Below are 25,192 nucleotides of genomic sequence, written 5' to 3'. Positions count from 1 at the left end.
ATGTTCGACTCCATCTCCAACGTCAACGACTACCTGTCGGAGCACTGGCTCGCGGAGGTTTTTCCCACCAAGCTCAAGGATCTCGGCAAGGACTGGAAGGAGCGCGCGACCCAGGGCAAGGAGACCCCGCTCAAGGGGCTGGTGGCGGTCAGCGGCAGCTACCTCCGTGCGCTCGGCGAGCTTCCCGCCCCGGAGCATCCGGACTACCCCACGGTCGTCAGCGAAGCGCATCGGGATCTGTTGCGCGCGGTGGGCTTCGAGACGAGCGAGACGATCCTGGAGACCTTCCAGGGGGAGACGCCGATCGCTGTCCCGCTGATCGCGCGATTCTCCGGCGCGTCAGACACCGACGCGTTGCACATCTTGCAGGCGGTGCCGGCGACCGACGCCGACTCCCTGTTCTCCGTCGACGCCGAGTTGCTGCACCCGCTGCAGTTGACGATCACCAGTGAGAAGACCGAAGAGCTCGTGTCGGTGTCCAAGGCGATCACCCAGCTGTTCGTCAGCGACCACGCGCCTAGATATCTCCTGCTGCTCGCCGGCGGCACGGTGCTGCTCACTGACGCCGCCCGGTGGTCGGAGGGCCGCTATCTCGCCTTCGACGTCGCGACCGCCCTGGACCGCCGCGACGAGAAGGCCGCTGGTGAGCTCGCCCATCACGCCGGCCTCTGGTCCGCGGATGTGCTGCTGCCCAATGACGACGGCAAGGCGACCCTCGACGCGTTCAGTGAGGATTCCGAGAAGCACGCTGTCGGTGTCAGCGAGGATCTCCGCGAGGGCCTGCGGATCTCGATCGAGAAGCTCGCCAACGAGGTGCTCGCACAGCGCCGTGAGGCCGGCTTGCCTGTCGAGGGTATCCAGGAACTCCCCAAGGATCTGACGATCCAGTCGCTGCGATTCCTGTACCGAATTCTGTTTCTGCTCTTCGCCGAAGCTCGCCCGGAACTGGGTATCCTTCCCGTCGGCGCGCCCGAGTACGGGTCCGGGTACGGGCTGGACCGGCTCCGCGAGATCATCCAGGTTCCATTGACCGGACGCTCCGCGGACGGCCATCACCTGCACGAGTCGCTGGATCTGCTGTTCCGGCTCGTGAACGACGGCCATGGCGCCGGAGTCGAGGATGGCGACGGGCTGGTGTTCGAGGCGATGCGCTCGGATCTGTTCGATCCAGCCCGCACCCCGTTGATTGACGATGTCAAGATCAGCAACCGGGTGCTGCAGGAGGTACTCACCCTCCTGCTGCTGTCGAAGCCGTCGAAGAACAAGAACAAGCAGCGCGGCTACATCTCGTATGCCCAGCTCGGCATCAACCAGCTCGGTGCCGTGTACGAGGGTTTGATGTCGTACTCCGGCCTGATCGCCGACGACGACATGGTCGAGGTTGCAAAGGACGGCAACGCCGACAAGGGCTCGTGGCTGGTGCCGTCCATTAAGTCGGGCGACTACGCAGCCGAGGACATCGTGTGGCGCGAGGATCGGCTAACCGGCCGCAAGGACATCGTGCGGCATGCCAAGGGCAGCTTCGTGTTCCGGCTCTCCGGCCGCGACCGCCAGCGCAGCGCCTCCTACTACACGCCCGAGGTGCTTACCAAGACCGTCGTCAAGCACGCCCTCGCGGAACTCATCACCGACGAGACGACCGCAGCCGACATTCTCGAGTACCGCATCTGCGAGCCGGCGCTCGGCAGCGGCGCCTTCCTCAACGAGGCGATCAACCAGCTCGCCACGGAGTACCTGGTCCGTCGGCAGAACGAGCTGGGGGAGCGGATTGAGCCCGAGCAGTACACCACCGAACTGCAGAAGGTGAAGGCCTACCTGGCCCTGCACCGCGCCTACGGCGTGGACCTCAACGCCACCGCCGTAGAACTGGCCGAGGTGTCCCTGTGGCTCAACGTGATGCATCGTGGCCTGCAGGCCCCGTGGTTCGGTCTGCACCTGCGACGGGGCAACTCGCTGATCGGTGCCCGGCGTGCCACCTACGACTTCACGTCGCTCGGCAAGGCAAAGAAGAGCTGGCTCACGACCCCGCCGACCGACCGGCCACTGGCCGCGGGCCCGATCGGTGACGGCGAGATCCATCACTTCCTCCTGCCAGCCAGCGGTTGGGCCGCTGTCGCCGATGCGAAGCATGCCAAGGAGTTGATGCCGGAAGCGGCTAAGGCGCTAAAGGAATGGCGCAATGAGGTGTCGAAGAAGCCGGACAAGAAGCAGCTCCAACAGCTGCGTGCGCTTTCTCGACGAGTCGAGCGCCTGTGGGAGCTGACGCTGCGGCGCCTCGAGATCAGCGAACGTGAGGTCGCGCGTCAGATTGACGTGTGGCAAGCAGTCGTCCCCGCGGTCGAATCGGCGGTTTCTCGTGAACGAGTCGAATCGGAGCTCCTTGATCCAGAGGGGCCGTATATGCGCTTGCGGCTTGCAATGGACACTTGGTGTGCCATGTGGTTCTGGCCGCTGACGGGGCCGCTGAAGATCTCGTACCCCAAAGACAAAGACGGACATCCGGGGCCGCCAAGCTTCGACGAGTGGCTCGCGACCATGGAAGGGCTCCTCGGTGCTGATGGAATTCGCCAGGTTGAGGCCGACCAAGCGATGTTCCACGAGACTGTCGAGAGTCTTGACGAACTGGCCAAGGTGGACGAGCTCGAGCGGGGCTTCTATGGCATGCAGTCCGTGGCGAATCTTGTGACGAAGCACCAGTGGCTCGGTACAACGCGAGGTATCGCCGAGGAGCAGGGGTTCTTCCACTGGGAACTTGACTTCGCGCAGATCTTCGAGCGCGGCGGATTCGACCTGCAGGTGGGTAATCCGCCGTGGGTGCGGCCGGTGTGGAAGGACGATATCGCACTCGCCGAGCACGATCCGTACTTCATCCTGCAGGAGAAGATTCCCGAAAAGACATTCAACGCGCGGAGAAGTGCAGTGCTCGAAGTTGATCCAGTCAAGGCTAGATACCTTGGTGATCTAAACGCGTGGGCGGGTACCGCGGAGCACCTGGGGTCGGCAGTCGAGCATCCTGTCCTCGCCGGTGTGCAGACGAATCTGTATACCAACTTCATCGAGCGAGCATGGCGGAATGCCTGCGTCGATGGTGTTTCCGGGTTGATACACCCTGAGAGTCACTTCACGGATCCAAAGGCGGGGCGTTTGCGGGAGCAACTGTATCTGCGCCTTCGACGTCATTGGCAGTTCTCGAATCACCTTGCGTTGTTCGAGGAGGTTGCGGCTGTAACCTACTTCGGTATTTCCGTTTATGGACCAAAGGCCGATATTTGCTTCCTCAACTCAAGTAACCTCGTGCATCCGGCCATTGTCGATGGCTCGATCGGGGGAAATGATTCCGACGGTGAGGTTCCGGGTCTTCAGTATGAATGGGGTGGTTGGGATTTGCGTCCGCATGCGTCTCGAATCGCTGTGATCGATCGAGGCGTACTTGATGATTGGGTGCAGCTTTTCGATCCGGAAGGAACGCCGGCTACACGGGCGAGGCTTCTGCGGCCACTGACCCGTGAGCATGTTGAGCTGCTAAGGGTGATTGCGAAACACGACACCCGGCTGGGCGACGTGGGCTACCGCTGGTCGAGTCTTTGGCACGAAAAGGGTGCGAAGCGGGACGGATATATCGAGTGGCGAACCGAGTATCCGAGTGGCTGGAACGACGTTGTCTATCAGGGACCGCACTTCACCGTGGCAAGCCCGTTCGCAAAGGAGCCGAACGAGGAATGCAAAAGCAAGGGTGACTACACTACGTGGGATCTGGAGGAGATTCCTGAGTCTGTGATTCCACGCACCAACTACCAGCGTGCTTCTGAGCGTGGAGATTACAACGCGGGCCTCCCACAATGGGATGAGCGTCCCGCGACGGACTACTGGCGCATCGCATGGCGGCGGATGACGCAGCCCGGGCTGGAGCGCTCACTGCACGCGGCGTTGATTCCACCCGGTGCAGCACACGTCCATACCGTGCACACGTGCGCGGTATCGACGTGTGCTGCACCCGTCCATACCGGCTCGAACCTGTCGATTCGAGCCGAGGACTCGCGAAACACGGCACTGGTCGCGGGACTGTGGGCATCGCTGCCATTTGACTACCTGGTCAAGGTCAGTGGCAAGTCTGATGTGCACGCTGATCTGGTCGACCGGTTCCCTGCACCGATCAACCACCCGGCGGGGCAGTACCTCCTTCTTCGTACACTCCGGATGAACTGCCTGACCCGCGATTACTCACCTCTGTGGGAGGGGTTGCATCAGGACTCGTACGCACGCGACACATGGACACAGGCGTTTGGATCTCTCGCTGATCTCGGCGTCGGAGAGCGGGCCTGGTCGATGAGCACTCCGCTGCGGACTGAGCTCGAGCGCCGCGCTGCCTTGGTGGAGATCGACGCTCTCGCCGCGCTGATGCTCGGGCTTACGGCCGATCACCTGGCTCTAATGTTCCGGGCGCAGTTCCCGGTTCTCCGCAAGTACGAATACGAGATGTACTTTGACGCGAACGGCCGCAAGATCGCCAAGGACCACCATGCGCAGGGAGTCAAGCAGCAGAAGGACGACTACAAGCTCCTGCAGGCCTACCTCGAAGGCGAAGACTGCGGCGATCTGCTCGACCGCTACACGCCGTTCCCGCTCGACGCGAACCATGACACGCCGTGGTTCTACAAGCCCGACCGTGAGGCCGAAATGCGTACGGCCTACGCAGAGTTCGAGCGGAGGCTCGGTCTGAATGGGTGACATCGCGGCGCCGACCTTCCCGTCCCTGCTCGCCGAGGAAACGAAGGACTCGATCACCGAGTACCTTGCCACCACCTTCGCGCTGGCCGATCCGAACGCCGGCGCAGCCCTCGGCGAGTTCCTGCGGCACCCGGAAACAGGGATCTTCCGTGGCCCGTACCTGAAGGTGCGCACGCCCTACCAGCAGGTGCCAGCGAAGTGGACGTCGCCACTGGAATGGATGCCCAAGGGGTTCCATCCCTTTCAACACCAGGCGACTGCGTTCGAACGCCTCTCGACGCGGGACGGTGCGGCACAGCCGACGATCGTGACCACCGGAACCGGCTCGGGTAAGACCGAATCCTTCCTCGTCCCGCTCCTCGACCACGCACGCAGGGCCGCCGCGCGCGGCGAACAGGGGATCAAGGCGATCATCCTGTACCCGATGAACGCGCTCGTCACCGACCAGGCCCGTCGCCTCGCGAACTACCTGCACGACGACCCGCAGCTGAATGACGTCACGGCCGGCGTCTACATCGGCGGACAGGGCCGGCGCCGCACCCCGACGCGCAACCAGCTCGTCGACAACCGTGACGAGCTGCGCAAGAACCCGCCCGACATCCTGCTCACCAACTACAAGATGCTCGACCTGCTGCTCCTCCGCTCAGGCGACAACCCGTTGTGGGACAACACTGCATCGAGCCTCCAGTACCTCGTTCTCGACGAGTTCCACACCTACGACGGTGCACAGGGCACCGACGTCGCCATGCTCATCCGCCGGCTCGGCGCGCGCATCGGCGTCGCCGAGACCGGCCGCCCGCTGGGCCGCGTCACCCCCGTCGCCACCTCCGCGACACTCGGCGGAGGAAGCCGCTCGCCTGAGCTGCGCGAGTTCGCCGCGACCATCTTCGGGACCGCGTTCCCACCCGAATCCCTCGTCACCGAGACGTCTCTCACCGCCGCCGACGTCGTCCCGCACGTCGACTTCACCCTCGACATTCCGCCGGTCGAGGTCATTCTCGAAGCTCCGACGCCGGATGCGGCGGCGGAGGGATCATGGGAGCCGCTGGCGCGCGCAGTGCTGGAGCCCGCCACCGAATCGGGCGCCCATGCCGCGGACATCGACTACGCCGACCCCGTCGAGATCGGCAACGCGCTGCGCACCCACTTCCTCACCCGCGCCGTCATCGACGCCCTCAGCGGTGAACCCGTCACCCCGGCCGAGGCCGTCACCCGCATCACCCAGGCCGGCGTCCTGCCGTGGGGCGTGCACAACGCCGGCCGACCCGCCGAGGTGCAGCAGGCGCTGCTGAAGTTCCTCGCACTCCTGTCCGTCGCCCGCATCCGTGACGACCACGGCTCGCTCCGTCCCCTGCTCAACGTGCAGGTGCAGCTGTGGGTGCGGGAGTTGACCCGGATGCTGCGCCAGGTGTCCCGAGAGCCGAGCTTCGACTGGTGGCACGACGGCCCACCCGCCGACGGCACCTACCTGCCCGCGGTGCACTGCCGGGTGTGCGGGCATTCGGGGTGGATGACCTCCACTACCGAACTCGGCGACTCCTTCGCGCACGACCCGCAGGCGATCTGGCGCGACAGCGCGCGCCTCGCCGATCGGCGCAAGACCCGCACGTTGCTCCTGGCCGACGCCGCCGACCAGGGCGTCGCCTTCGTCGACGCGGACACCCTCGAGACCGCCTCCACTCCGAACGAGAACACCATCGCGGTGCACGGCACTCCGGACGAGGAGCAGGCGGCCGAGCAGACGTGCCCCGCGTGCGGTGCGCGCAATGCGATCCGCTTCCTCGGATCCAGTGTCGCCACTCTCCTCAGCGTCGGCCTCACCAGCGAATTCGGCTCCCCACTGCTGGCGGACGACGAGAAGAAGACCCTCGTTTTCACCGACTCCGTGCAGGATGCGGCCCACCGCGCCGCGTTCATCGAGGGCCGCGCCTTCCAGTTCAACTTTCGTTCCGCGCTACTCGCAGCCACCCGCGGCGAACGCACCACGCTCCAGGCCGCGTCCCAGCGCCTGTTCTCCGATACCCCGGTCGCGCAGCTGTACTCGATCACCCCACCCGACTTCGTGCGCCGCACCGGCGTCGAAGGCGCCTGGCTCGACCACGACTCCGACGGATGGCTACGCGATCTGCTCGACGTGCGCATCGCGTTCCAGGCGCATCTCGAAACCGGCCTGAACGCCCGCATGGGCCGCACGCTCGAACTGACCGGGGCGGTCGCGGTCGACGTCGACATCGATCTGGGCCACTTCGCGTCTATAGCCCGCGACATCCACCAGAACCTGCCGCAACTCAGCCTCGACCTGGGTGGCGCGCATCCCAACCCCCAGTACGACATCTGGATCCTTGGACTGCTCGAGCAGCTGCGTACGACGGGTGGCATTCACCACCGGTGGCTCGCGCGGTACATCCGCGACGAAGGCAAACGGTGGTCCATCTGGGGCGGTAGCGCCGAGGGCATGCCGAAGTTCCCCGCCGGGCGCCCCGCCCCCGGCTTCCTCACCACCGGCGCCGCCGGCGACACCGACTTCATCGCGCTGGGCCCACGCGGCGAATCGCGGCTGACCGACTGGACCCGCCGGTGCCTCGGCGTCACTGCGCCTGAGGCCCGCGCCCTCCTCGCCGACGTCGTCGACGTCCTCGCGGGCGACGACGGCCCGCTCGAACGCCGCAGCGGCGAAAAGGGATCCAAGATCTACGGGCTCACGGCCGAGCACGTCATCCTCGATCCCAACGGCATCGAACGGCTTCAGTGTCCGGTTTGCCACCACGTGCAACCCGCCGCCTCGAACCGCTCCACCCTCTGGGACGGCGCGCCCTGCCCACGGATGCGCTGCCCCGGAACCCTGGCGCCGGTCGAGATCGAGCCGACGAACTTCTACCGGACCATGTACCAGCAGGGCCGCATCCGACGCATCGTCAGCGAGGAGCACACCGGCCTGCTCGACCGTGAGGAGCGGGAGGAAGTCGAGGCACGCTTCAAGATGGGTGGCTCGCCCGTCGACCCGAACATCCTCGCCTGCACGCCCACCCTCGAACTCGGTATCGACATCGGTGATTTGAGCACCGTCGCGCTCGCATCGTTGCCGCGGTCCACTGCGAACTACCTCCAGCGGATCGGCCGCGCCGGCCGTTCCACCGGCAACGCGTTCGTCCTTGCGGCCGTACCCAGCTCGCCGCGGGACCTCTACTACTTCGCGGAGCCGACCCACCTGTTGGCCGGTGAGGTGCTGCCGCCCGGCGCCTACCTCAACGCCACTGAGTTGCTGCACCGTCAGTTCTTCGCGTTCGCGCTCGACCGCCTCGCTGCCGGTGGGCTCGGCACGCTCCCGGCGATGCCGTCCAAGCTCGGTACGGCACTCGGCGGAGGCATGGAAGACGGGGCGTGGCTCCGATCCGTGGTCGACGCGGTCACCACAGACGCGGATGCGCTGAGCGCTGAGTTCCTCACGCTGTTCGGCAACAACCTTGTTCCCGAGGCGCAGCAGGCGGTCCGTGCTTTCGCGGCAACCGGCCTGCGGGACGAGGCCGCACGCGTGGCGCTGACGTGGCAGACCGAGACCGACGAGATCCGCAAGCGGCTCAACGAGCTCGCCCAGACCGTTTCCGAACTCGATAAGCACGGTCACCTCGACGACCAGCAGAAGGACGACCGCAAGCGCTGCATGGGGGAGTCGCGGGCACTCGGCGACCAACTGCGCGAACGCGGTCGCCAGGAGACCCTGACCGGGCTCAGCGGCGTCGGCCTGCTTCCCAACTACAACCTCCTCGACGACGCCACCACCCTGGACGTGCACCTGTGGTGGACCGCGAACGAGGGCGGCCAGTCGCCCGAGCCGCAGGCCCTCGACCTCACGTACGAGCGCAGCAGCAGTGCCGCCCTCACCGAACTCGCGCCCGGCGCCTACTTCTATGCGAACGGTAAGCGCGTCCAGGTCGACGCCGTCGACGTCGGGCCGCTGTCCCAGCCGCTGTGGTCCCGGACCCGGCTCTGCCCGTCCTGCGGATGGGGCACCACCAACGTCGAGGCTTCGCTTGCGTCCTGCCCGCGCTGTCACAGCAGTGCGGTCACCGACTCCGGTGCCGTCCACAAGGTGCTTCCGCTGCAGAAGGTTTCGGCGGTGCACCGGCTCGACGACGTCCTCATCGACGACGACGCAGACGACCGCACCCGCACGTTCTTCACGAAGGTCACCGGCGTCGACATCGACCCCGCCGACATCGTCGACGCGTGGAAACTGAAGGCGACGGTATTCGGGGCGGAGTACGCGCGCTCCGCGGTCATCCGCTCGCTCAACGTCGGGCCCGGCGACGCTCCCGGCAGCGAGGCGATCATCGCGGGGGAGACGGTCGCCGCCGCTGGCTTCACCACCTGCTCGCACTGCGGTGTCGTCACAACACGGCCGACGGAGAAGGACCGCACCCGCCACCGGGGCTACTGCGCCACCCGCCGCGGCACCGCCGAGAAGTGGGAGCGCCTGCTGCTCTCCCACGAGCTGCGCACCCAGGCCGTCCGGTTGCTGCTGCCGGTGTCGCTGCTGCACTTCGAGACGACGATGACGTCGTTCAAGGGCGCGTTGCTGCTTGGGCTGCGCCGCGACTTCGGCGGCGACCCGCAACATCTCGACGTCGTCGCGTCGAGCATGAGCGACGGTTCCGGATCGGTGCGCCGGTTTCTGGTCCTTCACGACACCGTCCCCGGCGGCACCGGATACCTCGATCGGTTCGGCCAGCCCGACCGGTTGCGCGGCATCCTCACGCTCGCCCGCGACTTGCTCGCCACGTGCCCGTGCCGACTCGAAGGACGCGCCGCGTGCCACCGCTGCCTCTACGGCGTCCTGTCCTCCCGCGAAATGCCCCACGCCTCCCGCGAATCCGCGCTCAAGTTGCTCGACGAGTTCCTCGGTGGCTGGGAGGTGGAGACCATCCCGACGGTCAGCACCGTCGACATCGCGAAGGTGCAGCTGAGCGAGCTCGAGCTGCAGTTCCGGGAGGCGCTTAAGGAACGCATCGCGAGCCGCGAGGGTTGGTCCGTGGAGACCGCCGTCGGGTCGAAGGGCGAGGAACTCGACCTGCGGCTCGCGAACGCCGGCGGCGAGCCGCGGCGTTGGCGGATGCGCCCGTTGGTGGACCTCACGGCCGGCTCGATCACCACGCAGCCCGACTTCCTGTTCACACGCAGTGATGCGCAGGGATGCGATGTCGCGGTCTACCTCGACGGCCAGAAGTACCACGCAAGTGTCGAGCACAACATCACCGACGACGACGCGCGGAAGCGGGACGCGTTGCGCCGCGACGGTCGCAGGGTGTGGTCGATCGCCTGGGACGACGTCCAGTCGTTCGTGTCGAAGTCGCTCAAGGCGGCGGTGCCCGATCTGCTCCACCAGCAGGCGCAGAACACGGCGAGCGTCGGTATCGACGATCCGCACTTGAAGGCGTTGTGGGGCAACCCGATCGACTTCCTTATCGAGTATCTTGCCGATCCCGATGCCGACGTGTGGGGAGCCGGTGCGGACGGAACCGTGCTGTCTATCGTCAACCCGGGCAAGCACGGGTTCGAGCCGCCGATCATGCTCGCGCCCAGCTCACTCGTGGCCGGCCTGAGTTCCTTCGTGGTGGGCGAGACGCCCGCATCCGATCCCGCCGGGTCGGTGATGGTGGTGCCTCGTGCCGGTCTGAGTGGGCTGCCGCTCGTGATCGTCGCGGACCCCAACGATCATGTCTCGACCCTCGGCATGCTGTGCGTGCTCGACGACCGTCCGTCCGAGGTCGGTGGCCCGTCGCACGTCGCGCACTGGCGTGACTGGCTGCGGTGGTCGAACGTTCTGCAGTTCCTCACACGCCCCCGGTTCGGGCACGAACTGCCGATGCGCATGGTCGAGATCTGGACCCGGCGGTCGGACGACCCATTCGCGGGCACGCTGATCCCGTTGGCGGGCTCGGTGCTCGGCAAGTCGGAGGACGCGGGGCTCGAGCTGGGTCCCGAGTGGTCGCTCGTGCGCGACTACACCGACCCTGTTCTCTCGCAGCTCATCGCGATCATGGCTCGGGAGGGCGTCGACGTGCCCGAGGCGGGCGCCGAGGTCGGACCCGACGAGTCCGTGTGGCAGGTCGAGCTGGCGTGGCCGGACACGAGGGTCGCGGTCGTCGTCGACATCGATGCCGACCGTGACGAGTGGCTCGAGAAGCACGGGTGGACGGTGGCCTCCGCGGAGGGGGCGTTCGAGCCGGATACTCTTGCACGCGAGATCGAGGATGCGGTGAAGGGGAGTACGCAGTGAAGGCCGAAGTGCGGATGCACGACCTGTTCGACAGCTCGTACGACCGGCTCGAGGGCAGCGTCAAGCAGCGCGTGGTGGACTTCATCATGAAGATCCAGCGAGATCCGGAGGCTCCCGGACTCGACTTCAAGATCCCGAAGCTTGCGCAGAACAACCGGGTGCGCACGGCACGCGTGACCGACCACTACCGCGCCGTGCTGGTCGCGGCGGGTGAGGACGACGGCACCAGCATCCTGTACCTCGTGGCGGTCAAGAAGCACGACGCCGCCTACGACTACGCGAGCAAGCTCACCCTCCAGGTCAACGCCAAGACCGGCGCCGCCGAGCTCTTCGACGCCATCGCGCTCGAGGAGGCGGTCGGCAAGGCGCGTAGCGCGGAGGCGGCGGAACCGTCCGCGAAGCCGATCATTCCCGCGAAGGTCAGGCAGAAGGACCTCGAACGGTTCGGTGTCGATCCCGAGATAGCCGAGCAGCTCAAGAAGGTGACCGACGAGGACGACCTCATGGCGATCGCCGACGCGTTGCCGTCCTCGCAGGGCAACGCTGTCCTCGACCTCGCCTACGGCAAGAGCCCCGACGAGGTGTGGGCCGACCTGGTGATCGAGGATCCGGGCGAGGTCGACGTCGACGACATCGAGGCGGCGCTGCAGCGTCCACTCTCGCGGCTGAGCTTCACCAGGTACGAGGGTGAGAACGAGGAAGAGCTCCGCGCCGTCCTCGAGGGTGACTTCGCGAAGTGGCGGGTGTGGCTGCATCCGTTGCAGCGCAAGCTCGCCCAGCACTCTGGTTGGAACGGGCCGTTCCGCGTGACCGGCGGAGCGGGCACCGGAAAGACGGTGACCGCGATCCATCGGGCGCGCCATCTCGCTCGTCGGCTCGACGCGGACTCGTCCACGCAGAAGGTGCTGTTCACGACCTTCACCAAGAACCTGTCCCGCGCGATCGAGTCCCAGCTGAAGCAGCTGGCGGGGCCGAAGATCGTCGATCGGGTCGACGTCGTCAACATCGACTCGCTCGCTCGCCGCGTGGTCACCGCTTCGGACGCGCGCCGCAAGGCCGTCAGTTCCGTCAAGTTCGTCGCGGCCGACTCCGACGAGGTGCGGGACCTCTGGTCGAGCGCGGCGCTGGTCGCGGTCGGCCAGTGGGACACGACGTTCCTCTCGGACGAGTGGTCGCAGGTCGTTCTCGGCAACGCGATTGTGGACGAGGCCGGCTACCTCCGCGTCACCCGCAGCGGCCGCAGTCAGCGCCTGACCCGGCCTCAGCGTGCAGATGTGTGGCAGGTGATCGAGCAGTTCGAACGCCTGATGCGATCGCAGGGGCTGATGACCTTCACCCAGCTCGCCTCACAGGCGGCCGCGATGCTGGTCGCCGACCCGGCGCTGCGGGACCAGATCGGCTACCGCCACGCGGTGATCGACGAGGCGCAGGATCTGCACCCCGCGCACTGGAAGCTGCTGCGCGCCCTCATCGCGCCGGCAACCGACGACCTGTTCATCGTCGGCGACGCACACCAGCGCATCTACGGGCGCCCGGCGCCGTTGTCCCGCTACGGGATCGAGACGCGCGGTCGTTCACGCCGGCTCACTGTCAACTATCGGACCTCGAGGGAGATCCTGCAGTGGTGCCTGCAGGTCGTCGATCAGGACGTGGATGATCTCGACCTCGCCTCCGATACCCTCGCCGGGGCGCGATCGGTGTTCGGTGGGCCGGATCCGGAGACCGAGCAGTTCAAGAGCCAGGGCGACGAGGACAAGGGCATCGCCGCGCAGATCAACGAGTGGATCAAGGAAGGAATCGCGCCGTCCGACGTCGCCGTCTTCGCCTTCGACAACAAGGCCGTCGGCGAGATCGCCGAATCGCTGGAGGCCAGCGGGATCGGCAGCGTCGTCGTCACCGACAAGTCCGACGAGGACAAGCTCGGCGACGCGGTCCGCGTGATGACCATGCACCGTGCGAAGGGCCTGGAGTTCCGCGCAGTCATGCTGGCTCGGCTCGGCGCCGACTCGTTCCCTCCCTACTATGTGCAGAAGATGACCGGCCCGGCGCGAGAGCTGGAAGAGAGCAAGCTGCGGAACGTCCTCTACGTCGCGGGCTCGCGGGCTCGGGAGAGACTGGCGGTGGTGTGGACGGAGGAGCTGTCCACGCTCGCCACCACCTCCCTGTAGACCTAGCGCACTGCGTCGATCGCGGCGTAAGCGGACTTGATCAGTGGGCTCGACTCGTCGAGCTTGCTCAGTCGAATGCGCTGAGCGCTGAGGATGTCGGTGGACGACACGCGAGCAGACGCGGAGTGTCCGAAGGTCTCTCTGGCGATCTCAACAAATCGGGCCTTGGACTCCCGGGTCTTTGACTCGGGATCCCAGTCCTCGGTTTCAGCCAGGACCGCGGCTTCTGGAACCTTGCCGTCGAGGTAGTAGATGTTGTCACGGCCCCACAACAGGATGTCGCGAAGGTTCTTCACGACGCTTTCGTCGTCAACCTCCTGCCCTTTGGTGTTCGCGAAGTGCTTTGGTACGCATCCGAGGAGCTTCTTTGCCAACTCTTGCCAAAGCTCGCGGTTCTGCGCTGTGGCAGGAATTCGGTCACATTCCGTCCAGTCGGCGCTGTCAGTACGCTGATCGCCGTCGAGGAGCATCACGACGTCAGTGGCCTTGGCGAGTGCGAGTGCAGGAAGGGAATGCGTGACAAGGTTTCCTGCACCCCCAGGGAAAATCACGGGCGCGATAATGCCGCGGAGATCGTCGCAGTGGACAGTGATTGCGCGGGAGACGATCTCAGCGGCGAGTGCGTCCTCGACCATGATTCGCTTGTTCTTCAGCCCTGTCGTATGTCCGATGTGAAAGAAGGCTTGACTCGGGTGCGTCTCATCCGAGATCAGGGAGACCTCACCGGTCTCTGGGTCCGCGCTCAGCAGCTTGATCGCTTCGGCTGGGAGTTCCTCAACGATGGAAGGGGAGTGGGTCGACAGGACGACCTGTGTGCCTTTACGGACTACTTGTCGTTTCAGGAAGTTGACGAGGCGCTTCTGGGCGCCCGGGTGCAGCGATACCTCGGGTTCGTCGAGGAGGAGAAGCCCGTTGTTGTCCATCTCGGATATTGCGTCGACAAGCCGCACGATCGCGAACTCGCCGCTGCCGGCGTGCGCTTCGGAATACTCGCCATCGGCGAGGCGGAGTTTCGCGGAGTAGCCGGTCGAAGAATAAAACTTGTGTTTGACGATCTTGATGGATGCGAATTTCTTCCCGAGGATGTGTGAGATGTCGCTGACCACGCTATCGGAAAGATGACGGACGGGCTCCAGGATCCTTTCATTGTCCTTTGCTCGTGCTCGCTGTTCGAAGGCCCGTGCGAGGCCTTCGGCTCTGTCGAGTACGCGAAACTTCTTGCCGTTGGCCATCTTGGTCCACTGATCCTCCGCTGCATGGTAGAGGTACTTGTCGTATGCAGAGAGCTCAGACCGAAAGTCCAGATACTCGACATCTTTCGGGACTGGATTCCAACGAACCTTCGTGTCGGAGAGCAGGTGCGCGACTTCAGGATCATCAACAGGGATGTCGGCCATGTGGTCGACCGCCACCCGCTTCGTAGACTCCCAGTAGTCCGGGTCCTTCTTCGTTGCGAGTGCTTTCGGAACCTCGACTTGGCGATACGGCTTCTTGCCTCGTGCCTTCCGGCACTCGCCGATGATCGATCGATCCTTCACGTGTGTGCGGAATTTGTAGATGAAGCGTTGCAGCGTGCTCTCATTGGCGCGAGTGCGACTGTCGATGTCGTCGACAGCTGTTGAGAACCAGAAGTCAGACAGGCTCTTCCCGCTCGGAGCGCCATACAGCGCGTGAAGAATCGACGACTTGTTCGAGCCGTTTGGGCCGACAAGCGCGGTGATCGGGAAAGTGAAGGTGATTGTGAGGTTCGGCGCCAACGCTTTGTATCGGGGGAAGCGAATCTCCGTGATGACAGGATCGGCCGCCTTGCCTGCAAATCGTTCCCGCAACTCGTCGTCGGTTGGAGTCCCCACCCTGATCAGTTCCTTTCGCGAATCTCACTCAAGACCGGACGAACTTATCAAGCGTGTGACGGTCGGATGCTTGACGCCTGAGAATGTCGGACAGGAGCCACGGGTTCGGCATCTCACCGAGTCGCTGTGGCTCGACGCTTCGCGGATCGAGTGTTGAGACGTTCTGCCGCTTCGTGGGCGAATTCCCGCCCCCGCTCAGCAAGCATTCGCCCACCAGCGAGTGATTCGCTTGTTGTGTCGGCGCACGGGGGACCCACGGGCAGTTCGTCCCAGTCGGCCGCCGACGCCCCGTTGCGCACCCAAGTCTGAAGGTTGCGGGAATCGTCGCGCTGAAAGTTCGTCTGAACCTCCGGTAGCGAGCCAGCTGTGACGAGATTGAGCACGCGGGCAAGGTCGTTCACGTCATCGGCTGATAGCGCGGTCTCTCCGTCCCTAGGCAAGATCACGTCGACGAGGGCGAGAGCGAGCGAACGACACCGGACCAGTGGGCGATGGAGGTAGCTGTTGGGCAGATCCTGGCGAATGAACGCGCGTACGACGGGACCGTAGTCGGCGCCGTTGCGGAACAGTTCGGCGCCCCACCACAGTAGTGCGAACGCCTGCTTGTGAATCTCGCCGCGCCAACGGTTCTCGACGATGCCCTTACGGCCATCCCAACGCCACTCGACGTACCAGTGGAATCGGACCGCCAGCCAGGTCCACACGTCGGGATCGGACGCTTCAGCCCGCGTCAGACGCAGGGCGTAGTGCAGTCGCGGCGCCAGCCATCCGTCACTGGTCGACGGATCACGCCACGTGTCGAGACGTGCAGAGAACTCTTCCATGAGTCCGGCGAGGACGCCGATCCCGATCGCGGCCCCACCACGTCGCGCGACGGTTTCGGAATCGCTGAGCCACGCGTTGTCCACGATGAGCTGGGATCGGGTAGCGGGGTCGAGGCGGCGGACATAGCGTCGCAGGGTTTCGTGGTCAGCCACGGCGGATCTCCTCGGTCACCATCGCCAGGGTGTTCGGTACACCCGCGAGGACGTCGATCGCGACGTCGATATGGGTCCACAACTCCGCGGATTCGGCACGCTTGCCGTGCGAGTCGTGCAGCCGCTGATACAGCTCGTCGACGGAAGCGAAGTGGGGGATCGTGTCGGCGACCGCCTCGCAAACCTGGCGGAACAGCGGGTCGGAGGGCGGCGACGGCTCGTCGTCCTCGCTCGCGATCTCCACTGCCGCGGCACGGAACAGCGTCGCCAGGGTGTATCTCGCGATCTGCGAACCGAGGAGCTCCCTCGTCCGCCGGCGCTCGAGTTTCGCCGTCTCCGACGACAACAGATCCTGGAACCCGGGAATCGCGCTGTTCAGCAGCAGCATCGGCCGGGCGGCGGACAGATCTAGCACCGCCGGAGCGTCGGGGCTCTGTCGTGCGACCAGCGGCGAGTCGGGCGCACCGAAGTCGATCCACGATTGGGAGATCGGCGGCTGTCCCGGCTTGACGGGTGCGGATCCCGGTTCGACGACGATCGTCCAGGGAATCGAGCGTCCCACGACCCGGGGAGCGCCGCCGTGGACCGACGCGACCTCGGTGACGAGCGTCGAGCCAAACGGTGGGCCGCATCGAAACCGAATCTGGTCAACGTTGCGGTCAGCCGGGCGAAGAAGCGGCTGTACGTCATCGGGGACCGTGATGCCTGGTCGCGGCATCCACGGTTTGATGTGCTTGCTCGTGAACTCTCCCGGCATCGAGAGAACGTGATGTGACGGACCGGGGCGGGCACGCCATCTTTCTGGATCAGCTGAAGCGAGTGGCGGAGCGGCCCAGAATCGGATTCGCCCTGTGAGAGAACGTACTGATCGCTGCGCGGTCGTGTCCGCGCAGCAGGTGGGAGCGCCGCGTCCAGACGAGCGCCCTCGCGTCGTCTACGAGCAGGACGCTCGACAGCCCGGGGAACGACGGGCAGTCGCGAATCGTCGTTGGTTCAGTTCGGCGCGGGGGTCGTATCGAACGAGGTTCGCGGACCATCCATTTACCCGGATGCCGAGTTAGCGCAGATGTGCGCTAATGTTCGGGCAGTGCAGATCCAAGGAGGGGTGATGATCGATTTTCTGAACTCAACGGCGTTCACCGCGTTCGGTGCGCCGACGAGTTGGGCGGAGGCGCTGGGCTTCGTGACCGGAGCCTGGTGCGTGTGGTTGGTGGGTCGTCAGTCGATATGGAACTGGCCGATCGGCATCGCCAACAACCTGGTATGGATCCTGTTGTTCGCCACCGCAGGGCTTTTCGCGGACTCGGGGCTGCAGGTGGTCTACATCGCGCTCGCGGTGTGGGGATGGCGCAATTGGGTGCAGGGGCGCGCGGGGGACACTCTGCCCGTCACCGGCACCACCGGGACCGAATGGGTCTGGCTCGCGTCCGCGGGGATCGCCGGAACCGCCGCGTTGACGGTGCTCCTCGGGACTGCGACGTCGTCGACGGTCCCGTTCTGGGACGCCGTCACCACGGTCCTGTCGCTGCTCGCGACGTGGGGGCAGGCAACCAAGCGGTGGGAGTCGTGGTTGCTGTGGATCGCCGCCGACCTGATCTACATCCCGCTGTACCTGCACAAGGAACTGACGCTGACCGCCCTGCTCTACGCCGGATTCCTGCTGCTGTGCATTCGCGGCCTGCTCGCCTGGCGACGCAGTCGCGCGACCGAACTCGTGCCGGCGGTGGCGTGATGACCCCGATGTACCGGCACGCGTTGGTGATCGGCAAGTTCTATCCGCCGCACCGCGGACACCACCACCTGGTCCGGTCGGCCGCGCGGACCGCGGATCGCGTGACGGTCGTGGTGATGGCGTCGGCGGCGGAGTCGATCCCGCTCGCCGACCGGGTGTCCTGGATGCGGCAGACGCACGCGAGCGATCCGGCGGTGCGGGTGACCGGAATCGCCTGCGACGCACCGATGGATCTCGAATCGACCGCGGTGTGGGCGGCCCAGGTTGCCTGCATGCGTGCGGCCGTGCGGCAGGTCGACGCCACACCGATCGACGCGGTGGTGTCGAGCGAGAAGTACGGCGACGAGTTGGCGCGGTGGTTCTCGGCCACCCACGTCTGCATCGACCCCGAACGGGTCGCGCACCGCGTGTCAGGGACCGGGTGCCGCGCCGACCTCGCCGGCCAGTGGGACCAGCTCGAGGAACCTGCCCGCGCCGGACTGACGACCCGCATTGTGGTGCTCGGCGCCGAGTCGACCGGCACGACGACAGTCAGCCGAGCCCTGGCGAACCGCTATCGGGACCGCGGCGGCGTATGGTCGCGGACCGGATGGGTGCCCGAATACGGGCGGCAGGCCACCCACGACAAACTTGCGCAACTGCGCGCGGTGCGCCCCGATGTCGCGGTGGAGGAGCTGACCTGGACCGGTGACGATTTCGCGCACATCGCCGTTGAACAGACACGGATGGAAGAGAGCGCCGCCCGAACCGGCTCGCCGGTGCTGATCTGTGACACCGACGCCTTCGCAACCACCGTCTGGGAGCGGCGCTACCTCGGAACCGACAGCGGGCGCGCCTGGGAAGGCGTGGCCGACCGGCGGGCGCTCTACCTGCTCACCGATCACATCGACGTGCCCTTCGTGCAGGACGGCATCCGCGACGGCGAGCACGTGCGGGCCGAGATGACGCGGTGGTTCGAGGACGCGCTGACGGCGACCGGGCGGTCCTGGGTGCTGCTCACCGGTCCGCTGTCCGAGCGGGTGAATCTGGCGGAGCGGGTCGTCGACCTTGCTCTCGCGCAACGCTCGACGTTCGGGGCACCGCTGTAGGACCCGGGATCAGGACAGCACTGCACCCGGATTGAGGATCCCCAGCGGATCGAGCGCGGTCTTGACCCGCCGGTTCAGCTCCATGACGTCCTCGCCGAGCTGGCCGGGTAGCCAGTCACGCTTGAGCCGTCCGACGCCATGCTCACCGGAGATGGTGCCGCCCAGGGCAATTGCCAACTCCATGACGCGGGCGAAGGCGGTGCGCGCCCGGTCGGTCATGTCGGGGTCGGTGGGGTCGAAGACGATCAGGGGGTGGGTGTTGCCGTCGCCGGCGTGGGCGACGGTGCAGATCAGGACGTCGCAGTCCTCGGCGATCGCCTCGACCCCGGTGATCAGCCGCGGCAGCTCCTGCATCGGGACGCCCACGTCCTCGAGCAGCAGGCTGCCCATCGCCTGCACGGCAGGGAACACGGATCGTCGTGCGACGGTGAAGGCCTCGCCCTCGGCGGGATCGTCGGTCGCGAACACCTCGGTGGCGCCGTGCTTCTCGCAGGCGGCGACGATGGTCGCGATCTCCTGCGTGCCGGCGGCGCCGGGCGCGTCGGACTGCGCCAGCAGCAGCGCGCGGGCGTTGCGGTCCAGGCCCATGCGGACGGAATCCTCGACGGCGTTGATGCTCGCGTGGTCCATGAACTCGAGCATCGCCGGCCGGAGCTCGCGGGTGATTGCGAGGACGGCGTCGGCCGCCGACTCGACCGAGTCGAACGAGGCGACGACCGTCGACGCCGGCGGCTGCGCCGGGATCAGGCGCAGCGTCAGTTCGGTGATGATGCCGAGCGTGCCCTCGCTGCCGACGAACAACTTCGTCAGCGACAGCCCGGCGACGTCCTTGAGGAGCGGCCCACCCAGGCGCACCGCGGTGCCGTCCGCGAGCACCACCTGCATGCCGAGCACGTAGTCGGTGGTCACGCCGTACTTCACACAGCACAGGCCGCCCGCGTTGGTGGCCGCGTTGCCGCCGATGGAGCAGATCTCGAACGACGACGGGTCCGGCGGATACCAGAGCCCATGCTCGGCGGCGGCCTGCTTGACCTCGGCGTTGAGCAGGCCGGGCTGGGTGACGGCGACGCGGGTGACCGGGTCGACGGTGATCTCCCGCATCCGTTCGGTGCTGAGCACGATGCCGCGGTCGACGGCACTCGACCCGCCCGACAACCCGGACCCCGCCCCGCGCGGCACCACCGGCACCCGGTGGGCCGACGCCCACCGCATCGTTGCCTGCACGTCCTCGGTGCAGGTCGCGCGGACCACGGCGATCGGGGTGCCGGCGTTGGGGTCCGCGGCCCAGTCCTGGCGATAGCCCGCGATCATGTCCGGGTCGGTGAGCACCGAACCGTCGGGCAGTGCGTCGATGAGTTCGTCCAGCAGAGCGGGATCGACCGTCGTCATGAATCCATCATCCCCCGGATGCCCGGTTTTCGACCGGAGGCGATCCGCTGCCGTTAGCGTCGGACACGGAAACCAAACCGAACAGAGGGGGAACGCTGTGGCATCGAGCTTCGACGGGGACCGGGATCTGCTGATCCGACTGTGGCGGGCGTGGGCGAAGCGCGCCGGCGAGCTGTCCGACGAGCAGTGGACGACCGAGACCCGACTGCCCGGCTGGACCGTGCGCGATCTCTACGTCCACGTCACGCCCGATGTCATGATTGCGATGCTCGCCGCGCCCGGGTCGGACGGTGTCGCGGAGGTGACGAGTGCGGCGCAGATGCTCCGCGTCTTCAATGCTGACCCGGTCGTCGCGGAACCGATGCACGCGCAGCTCGCCGAGATGGTCCGCGAGCTGGCGGCCGACGCCCGACGGGAGACGCTGGTCGAGCGGTTCGACGTCGAACTGCCCGACGCGTTCGCGCGGCTGACCGGACTGACCCGCGAGACCGTCATCCCGCACCCGATCCTCGGCTCGGTGTCGTTGGGCGCGTTCATGGACATGGCGATCCTCGAGGCGACGGTGCATCTGCTCGACGTCATCGACGCGGTCGGCGGTCCGGCACCGGAGACGGAGGCGCTCGAGCGCACCCGCGACGTGCTGGCGGCGGTGCCGGATCCGCGCGCGTTCATCGAGGCGGCATCGGGGCGGTCGAACGGTCAGGTGCTGCCGGTGATGCGGTGACGTGGCCGCTACCGTGACGGTATGAGAACCGTCGGCATCGATCTGGCCGCCGAACCGTCGAAAACCGCAGTCGCGAGCGTGGTTTGGGAGGGTGAGACTGCGCGGGTGGTCGATCTGCGACTCGGTGCAACCGACGATCAACTGATCGAGGCCGTGGCGGGCGCCGACAAGTGCGGCATCGACGCTCCGTTCGGGTGGCCGGACGCGTTCGTCGAGTTCGTGGTCGCACACCATCGACGGGAGTCGTCGCGCGAACTCGAGCTCAACAGCCGGGCCGGCCGGTTGCCGCTCGTGCGGCGGCGTACCGACCGCGTCGTCCACCAGGTGACCGGCATCGTGCCGCTGAGTGTCTCGGCGGACCTGATCGCGCACGTGGCGTTGCGGTGCGCGGGCCTGTTGGCCCAGCTCGCGGCGTCGGGGGTCGACGTGAACCGCGTCGACGGGACGGTGGTCGAGGTCTATCCGGCGGCTGCGCTGCAGCGTTGGGGTCTGCCGTTTCGCGGATACAAGGGTGTGGCCAATCGAGCGAGACTCGAGGAGCTGGTCGGACGGTTCGAGGAAGCGCTGCCGGGGCTCGAACTTGGCGAGTTCCACGCACTGTGCGTGAAGTCGGACGACGCATTCGACGCCGTGGCGGCGGCGGTGATCGCGAGGGCAGCCGCGATCGGGCGGACACGATTGCCTGCGCCGGCCGACCGGGATCCCGCCGAGCGTGAGGGCTGGATACACCTCCCCGACGGTTCACTGTCGTCGCTGGTGTGAGGGGTTGCCGCTACCACGCGTTGGTGGAATGGGACAGTTCGCTAGAGGTGGAACCGAACGCGACTTCAGTGCGTCTGTTTAGGGTGGAGCGGGTCTGGATCGAGGGAGGGATGCCGGGTGCGTTTGGTGACGGTCGTGGGGCTGATCAGTGCGGGACTGGTACTGGCAGGATGCGGCTCGGAGGCTGTGTCGGGCGACGCTGAAACCGAGGGCGTCGCCGCGGGGGAACCGGTGTTCAGCCCGTGCGATGAAATTCCGGATGGCTTGCTGACAAAACTCGGGCTGGACCCCGCGACCGAGTCGCGCGACATCCTTGGGGTGGCACAGCCAGGATGGAAGCTCTGCCGATGGCCTGGGAGTGATCACTCAGTCACGGTTCTGGCGACCACCCGAACGGTCGAAGAGGTCCGTGCGAATACAAGGAACGTCGACTTCGTCGATCAACGCATCGGCGGACGCGAATCTTTCACGTACCGCGAAGCCACCGATTCTCGCCGCGAAACCTGCGATGTCGCCTTCCGCGCGGGTGAGGGCACAACGATCGTCCGCATCGGGCTGTTCGAGGTGAACCAACAATCGGGAGATCCATGTCAGTTGGCGATTCAGACAGCAACGACGCTGGAACCAGTGATTCCAGGTTGATTCGCGAAACTAGGAGCTTGCAGGGGAGAGGCACTTAGATGTCCGAAAGTCAGTGGCACTCGCTCGCGTCGTCCGCAGACGCTGGAGAACTGGTTCTCGACCGAGACGTGGCCCAGCGTTGTGCCGAGAGGTGTGAGCAGCTGATTAGTGAGCTTCGGACAGTCAAGGACGGTGCCCGCGAACTCTCGACTATCGATGGCTTCGGTGACCAACTCCCGTCCGCCGTCGCGCTGGCAGCGAAGTTCGGACGCAAAGCTTCAGGCGGCGATTATTCACTGGACAGAGCGCTTGCCGATCACATCGCCCAAGTCGAGCAGATGCGAGATCTCTTCGCCAAGATAGGCGCCCAGTATCAGGCGACCGAGGACGCGAACCAGCAGGCCTTGACCACCGCGGGTGGCGGTTTCTGACAGCGATCGGATCCGATTCGCCATCGGTATGGAACCGAACGCGGGTGTGGTGCGTCTGCTTAGGGTGGAGCGGGTCTGCGTTGAGGGAGGGGTGCCAGGTGCGTTGGGTTGCTGCGGTGGGGTTGATCGGTGCCGGACTGGCGCTCGCGGGGTGTGGTTCGGGAACCGTGTCGGGGACGGCTGACCCGGAGGCAGTCGCGTCGGGGGAGCCCGCGTTCAGTCCGTGCGACGACATTCCGGATGACACACTGCGTGCCGTCGGGGTAGACCCGGCAACCGAAGGGCAAGACATCTACGACGTCAAGCAACCCGGATGGAATATCTGTATGTGGCGGGGTCCGGCCTTCCACGTCACCGTGCTTGCGACCACGTACACGCTCGACGATGTCCGTTCGAACGCGAACAACGAAGAGTTCGCTGAAGTCGATGTGGAAGGGCGGCCGGGCGTCCTGTATCGGCAGGTGTCCGACCGGAACAGGGAGCGCTGTGACGTCGCGTTGAGTTCGGACGGCGGCGCAGTCATCGTGCAGGCTGGCTTCTATGGCAAGACCAAGCCCAGAGATCAGCAGGAACCGTGTGAGGTAGCGACCCGCGCGGCGGGCACCATCGCTTCTCACGTACCTGCGTGAACCAGGGGAGTAGACATGTCTGATGGTCAAAGGTCGGCCTGGCAGGAGCTCGTGTCAGCCGTCGACGGCGGTACGTTGTACCTGGAACCCGGCGTGGCTGACGCGTGCGCGGGCCGATGCGAAGATCTGATGGCCGCGCTGTCTGAGGTTCGGGCCAGAGCTGCGGGTCTGTCTGTTGTCGAGGGTTTTGGCGACCAACTGCCGTCCGGTATCGCGCTCGCTCGCAAGTTCGGTCTCAAGGCATCGGGTGGTGACTATCCCTTGGAACAGGCCATCTCCGACCACATCGAGGTGGTGCGTGAGATGCAAATGGTGTTTCAGCGAATCGGCGCCCAGTACCAGGCGGCCGAGGATGCCAATCAGCAATCACTGACGAACGTGGACGCCGGCTTCTGACGCCGGGACTAGCGGAGGGGGGAAGCAGATGGGATTCACCGACTTCATAGGCAACCTGGGCAAGGAGGCGTACGGGCTCGTCCGCGATCCGGGCAATGCTCTGGTCGATCTCGTGACGGGTTACGACCTGAACGAACGCGACCGCGTCCGCGACGAGCAGGCGGCCGGCAATGCCGAGCGTGACGAGATTTACCTGCAGCAGGCCGGGCTGTACGGCCGGTTCGGTGGAGAGTTCGATGCCCCCGCGCTCGGATCGCCCGAAGCGTTCGAGACTATGTCGCACGAGGACATCAAGGCCGCCGTCGACGCGATGAACGGCGGCTCGCTCCGCGCCAGTGCCGAAGGCTGGACGAAGATCGGCGAGTCACTAACGCAGGCACTCAATGACTTCCGCGACTTCATCACCCACGAGACCGAAGGCAAGTGGGAAGGAATCGCGAAAGACTCCGCCGTCGCCGCGACGAATAGATACGTCACGGAGTCGGGGAAGCTGGCAGAGGCCGGAACCCTCATCGGCACCAAGATCACGGAAGCGGCTACCGGTGTCGACCAGGTGAAGGCCACCTTGCCGCCGGTCGCCGAGCGCGGCATCCTCGAATCCGCGTTGAACCGGGTGCTGCCCAGCGTCGGGATCCTCAAACGAGTCCTCCACGAGCAGGACGAGGCGCACCAGCAGGCGATCGAGATCATGCGCACCGTCTACACACCCGTGATGCAGCAGGCCGACACCAACGTCCCGAGGCTCCCCGAACCACCCCGAATCGGCGACGGCCCCACCGACCTCGACGGAACCCAACCCGGTGGCGGCGCACCCGGCAGCGGCGGATCGAACCCGTATGCGCCGCACGCAGGACCGAACTCGGGATCACCGCACAACCCGACACCGATGCCGGGTGCCCCGCTGCTCGGCGGAACCCCGGGCGCCGGGTCAGCTCCCGGAGGAGTCGGTGCGTTCGACCCCGCGGCAGCCGGCGCTGAGCCCGGCGCGAGCGACCGGTTCGCGCCCAACCCCAACCAGACCGACGCCGTAACCACGCCCGCCTCCGCCTGGACTGCGCCCGCGGCGGCGTCGGGCGGTGACGGCACCCGACTCGGCCAGTCCGGTCTCGGAACGTCGGGATCGGGAATCGGCGGCTACTCCGCCGGCGCCGGCGGACTGGGATCCGGGGGAGGAGGCGGATCGGGTGCAGGTTCTCTCGGCGGCTACGGATCCGGTGGAATCGTCAGTGGCGGAATCGGTTCCGGAGCGGGATCCGGTGCCGCAGGCGGAACGGGTGCGACCGCGGCCACGACATCGGGCTCGGGCGCGGCGGGGGCACGCCCGGGCGCGGCAGGTGCCGGCATGATGCCCGGCGCCGGGGCGCGCGGCCGCGGTGACGACGAATCCGAGCACAAGACGCCCGGCTACCTGGTGAAC

17 protein-coding genes are annotated in these 25,192 nt (G+C 66.2%); 13 read left to right on the top strand and 4 right to left on the bottom strand.

Annotation, left to right across the window (positions count from 1 at the left end; translation table 11 throughout):
- From DEU38_RS15370 to DEU38_RS15360, 3 genes are read left to right on the top strand one after another with little or no spacing between them, the layout of a single operon-like run.
- The gene (locus DEU38_RS15370; protein ID WP_114722271.1) at window positions 1-4,728 is read left to right on the top strand and encodes a restriction endonuclease subunit M; all 4,728 of its coding nucleotides are present in this window, start codon (window positions 1-3) and stop codon (window positions 4,726-4,728) included.
- Complete coding sequence (locus DEU38_RS15365; RefSeq protein ID WP_114722270.1) at window positions 4,721-11,005, top strand: DEAD/DEAH box helicase; 6,285 nt, start codon at window positions 4,721-4,723, stop codon at window positions 11,003-11,005. Before DEU38_RS15370 ends, DEU38_RS15365 begins: the two co-directional genes overlap by 8 nt.
- The gene (locus DEU38_RS15360) at window positions 11,002-13,173 is read left to right on the top strand and encodes a UvrD-helicase domain-containing protein (RefSeq protein ID WP_258557927.1); all 2,172 of its coding nucleotides are present in this window, start codon (window positions 11,002-11,004) and stop codon (window positions 13,171-13,173) included. Before DEU38_RS15365 ends, DEU38_RS15360 begins: the two co-directional genes overlap by 4 nt.
- Before the next feature lie 2 nt (window positions 13,174-13,175).
- On the opposite strand, the gene DEU38_RS15355 is transcribed toward DEU38_RS15360, so the two are convergent.
- The 3 genes from DEU38_RS15355 to DEU38_RS15345 form a co-directional block, all read right to left on the bottom strand.
- Window positions 13,176-15,026, bottom strand: coding sequence for an ATP-binding protein (locus DEU38_RS15355; RefSeq protein ID WP_181818798.1), 1,851 nt, complete (start codon window positions 15,024-15,026; stop codon window positions 13,176-13,178).
- Between the two features lie 113 nt (window positions 15,027-15,139).
- A complete protein-coding gene (locus DEU38_RS15350; protein WP_114722268.1) occupies window positions 15,140-16,003 on the bottom strand; it encodes a DUF6339 family protein in 864 nt (287 codons plus the stop codon).
- The gene (locus DEU38_RS15345; protein ID WP_114722267.1) at window positions 15,996-16,565 is read right to left on the bottom strand and encodes a hypothetical protein; all 570 of its coding nucleotides are present in this window, start codon (window positions 16,563-16,565) and stop codon (window positions 15,996-15,998) included. Before DEU38_RS15345 ends, DEU38_RS15350 begins: the two co-directional genes overlap by 8 nt.
- A gap of 18 nt (window positions 16,566-16,583) precedes the next feature.
- On the opposite strand from DEU38_RS15345, the gene DEU38_RS15340 reads away from it, so the two are divergent.
- The 3 genes from DEU38_RS15340 (at window position 16,584) to DEU38_RS15330 (ending at window position 18,823) form a co-directional block, all read left to right on the top strand.
- The gene (locus tag DEU38_RS15340) at window positions 16,584-16,778 is read left to right on the top strand and encodes a hypothetical protein (protein WP_114722266.1); all 195 of its coding nucleotides are present in this window, start codon (window positions 16,584-16,586) and stop codon (window positions 16,776-16,778) included.
- Between the two features lie 330 nt (window positions 16,779-17,108).
- Complete coding sequence (gene pnuC / locus DEU38_RS15335; protein WP_114722265.1) at window positions 17,109-17,735, top strand: nicotinamide riboside transporter PnuC; 627 nt, start codon at window positions 17,109-17,111, stop codon at window positions 17,733-17,735.
- Between the two features lie 8 nt (window positions 17,736-17,743).
- Window positions 17,744-18,823 carry an AAA family ATPase gene (locus tag DEU38_RS15330; RefSeq protein ID WP_114722319.1) on the top strand — a complete coding sequence of 360 codons (1,080 nt, stop codon included), beginning with the start codon at window positions 17,744-17,746 and terminating at the stop codon, window positions 18,821-18,823.
- 9 nt (window positions 18,824-18,832) lie between these two features.
- Here DEU38_RS15330 and DEU38_RS15325 read toward each other — a convergent pair whose 3' ends face one another.
- Window positions 18,833-20,212 carry an FAD-binding oxidoreductase gene (locus DEU38_RS15325; protein ID WP_114722264.1) on the bottom strand — a complete coding sequence of 460 codons (1,380 nt, stop codon included), beginning with the start codon at window positions 20,210-20,212 and terminating at the stop codon, window positions 18,833-18,835.
- 97 nt (window positions 20,213-20,309) lie between these two features.
- On the opposite strand from DEU38_RS15325, the gene DEU38_RS15320 reads away from it, so the two are divergent.
- The 7 genes from DEU38_RS15320 to DEU38_RS28505 form a co-directional block, all read left to right on the top strand.
- The gene (locus DEU38_RS15320; protein WP_114722263.1) at window positions 20,310-20,936 is read left to right on the top strand and encodes a maleylpyruvate isomerase N-terminal domain-containing protein; all 627 of its coding nucleotides are present in this window, start codon (window positions 20,310-20,312) and stop codon (window positions 20,934-20,936) included.
- Between the two features lie 21 nt (window positions 20,937-20,957).
- Complete coding sequence (locus DEU38_RS15315; protein ID WP_114722262.1) at window positions 20,958-21,698, top strand: DUF429 domain-containing protein; 741 nt, start codon at window positions 20,958-20,960, stop codon at window positions 21,696-21,698.
- 117 nt (window positions 21,699-21,815) lie between these two features.
- Window positions 21,816-22,340, top strand: a complete 525-nt coding sequence (locus DEU38_RS15310; RefSeq protein ID WP_114722261.1) for a DUF3558 domain-containing protein — start codon at window positions 21,816-21,818, stop codon at window positions 22,338-22,340.
- 38 nt (window positions 22,341-22,378) lie between these two features.
- A complete protein-coding gene (locus DEU38_RS15305) occupies window positions 22,379-22,750 on the top strand; it encodes a hypothetical protein (protein ID WP_114722260.1) in 372 nt (123 codons plus the stop codon).
- 116 nt (window positions 22,751-22,866) lie between these two features.
- The gene (locus DEU38_RS15300; RefSeq protein ID WP_258557926.1) at window positions 22,867-23,379 is read left to right on the top strand and encodes a DUF3558 domain-containing protein; all 513 of its coding nucleotides are present in this window, start codon (window positions 22,867-22,869) and stop codon (window positions 23,377-23,379) included.
- 15 nt (window positions 23,380-23,394) lie between these two features.
- Window positions 23,395-23,775, top strand: coding sequence for a hypothetical protein (locus tag DEU38_RS15295; protein WP_114722259.1), 381 nt, complete (start codon window positions 23,395-23,397; stop codon window positions 23,773-23,775).
- Between the two features lie 28 nt (window positions 23,776-23,803).
- A partial coding sequence (locus tag DEU38_RS28505) for a hypothetical protein (protein WP_181818796.1) occupies window positions 23,804-25,192 on the top strand: 1,389 nt, incomplete at its 3' end.

Origin of the sequence: Rhodococcus sp. AG1013 (assembly GCF_003350365.1) — a bacterium.
Taxonomy (GTDB): Bacteria; Actinomycetota; Actinomycetes; order Mycobacteriales; family Mycobacteriaceae; genus Prescottella.
Note: the sequence above shows the minus strand (reverse complement) of the source record. Positions and strands in the feature narration are given on the sequence as shown.

Coding starts and splice junctions, on each gene's coding strand:
- DEU38_RS15370 (WP_114722271.1), top strand. CDS start 1: ATGTTCGACTCCATCTCCAACGTCAACGACTACCTGTCGGAGCACTGG.
- DEU38_RS15365 (WP_114722270.1), top strand. CDS start 4,721: ATGGGTGACATCGCGGCGCCGACCTTCCCGTCCCTGCTCGCCGAGGAA.
- DEU38_RS15330 (WP_114722319.1), top strand. CDS start 17,744: ATGTACCGGCACGCGTTGGTGATCGGCAAGTTCTATCCGCCGCACCGC.
- DEU38_RS15325 (WP_114722264.1), bottom strand. CDS start 20,212: ATGACGACGGTCGATCCCGCTCTGCTGGACGAACTCATCGACGCACTG.
- DEU38_RS15315 (WP_114722262.1), top strand. CDS start 20,958: ATGAGAACCGTCGGCATCGATCTGGCCGCCGAACCGTCGAAAACCGCA.
- DEU38_RS15305 (WP_114722260.1), top strand. CDS start 22,379: ATGTCCGAAAGTCAGTGGCACTCGCTCGCGTCGTCCGCAGACGCTGGA.
- DEU38_RS15295 (WP_114722259.1), top strand. CDS start 23,395: ATGTCTGATGGTCAAAGGTCGGCCTGGCAGGAGCTCGTGTCAGCCGTC.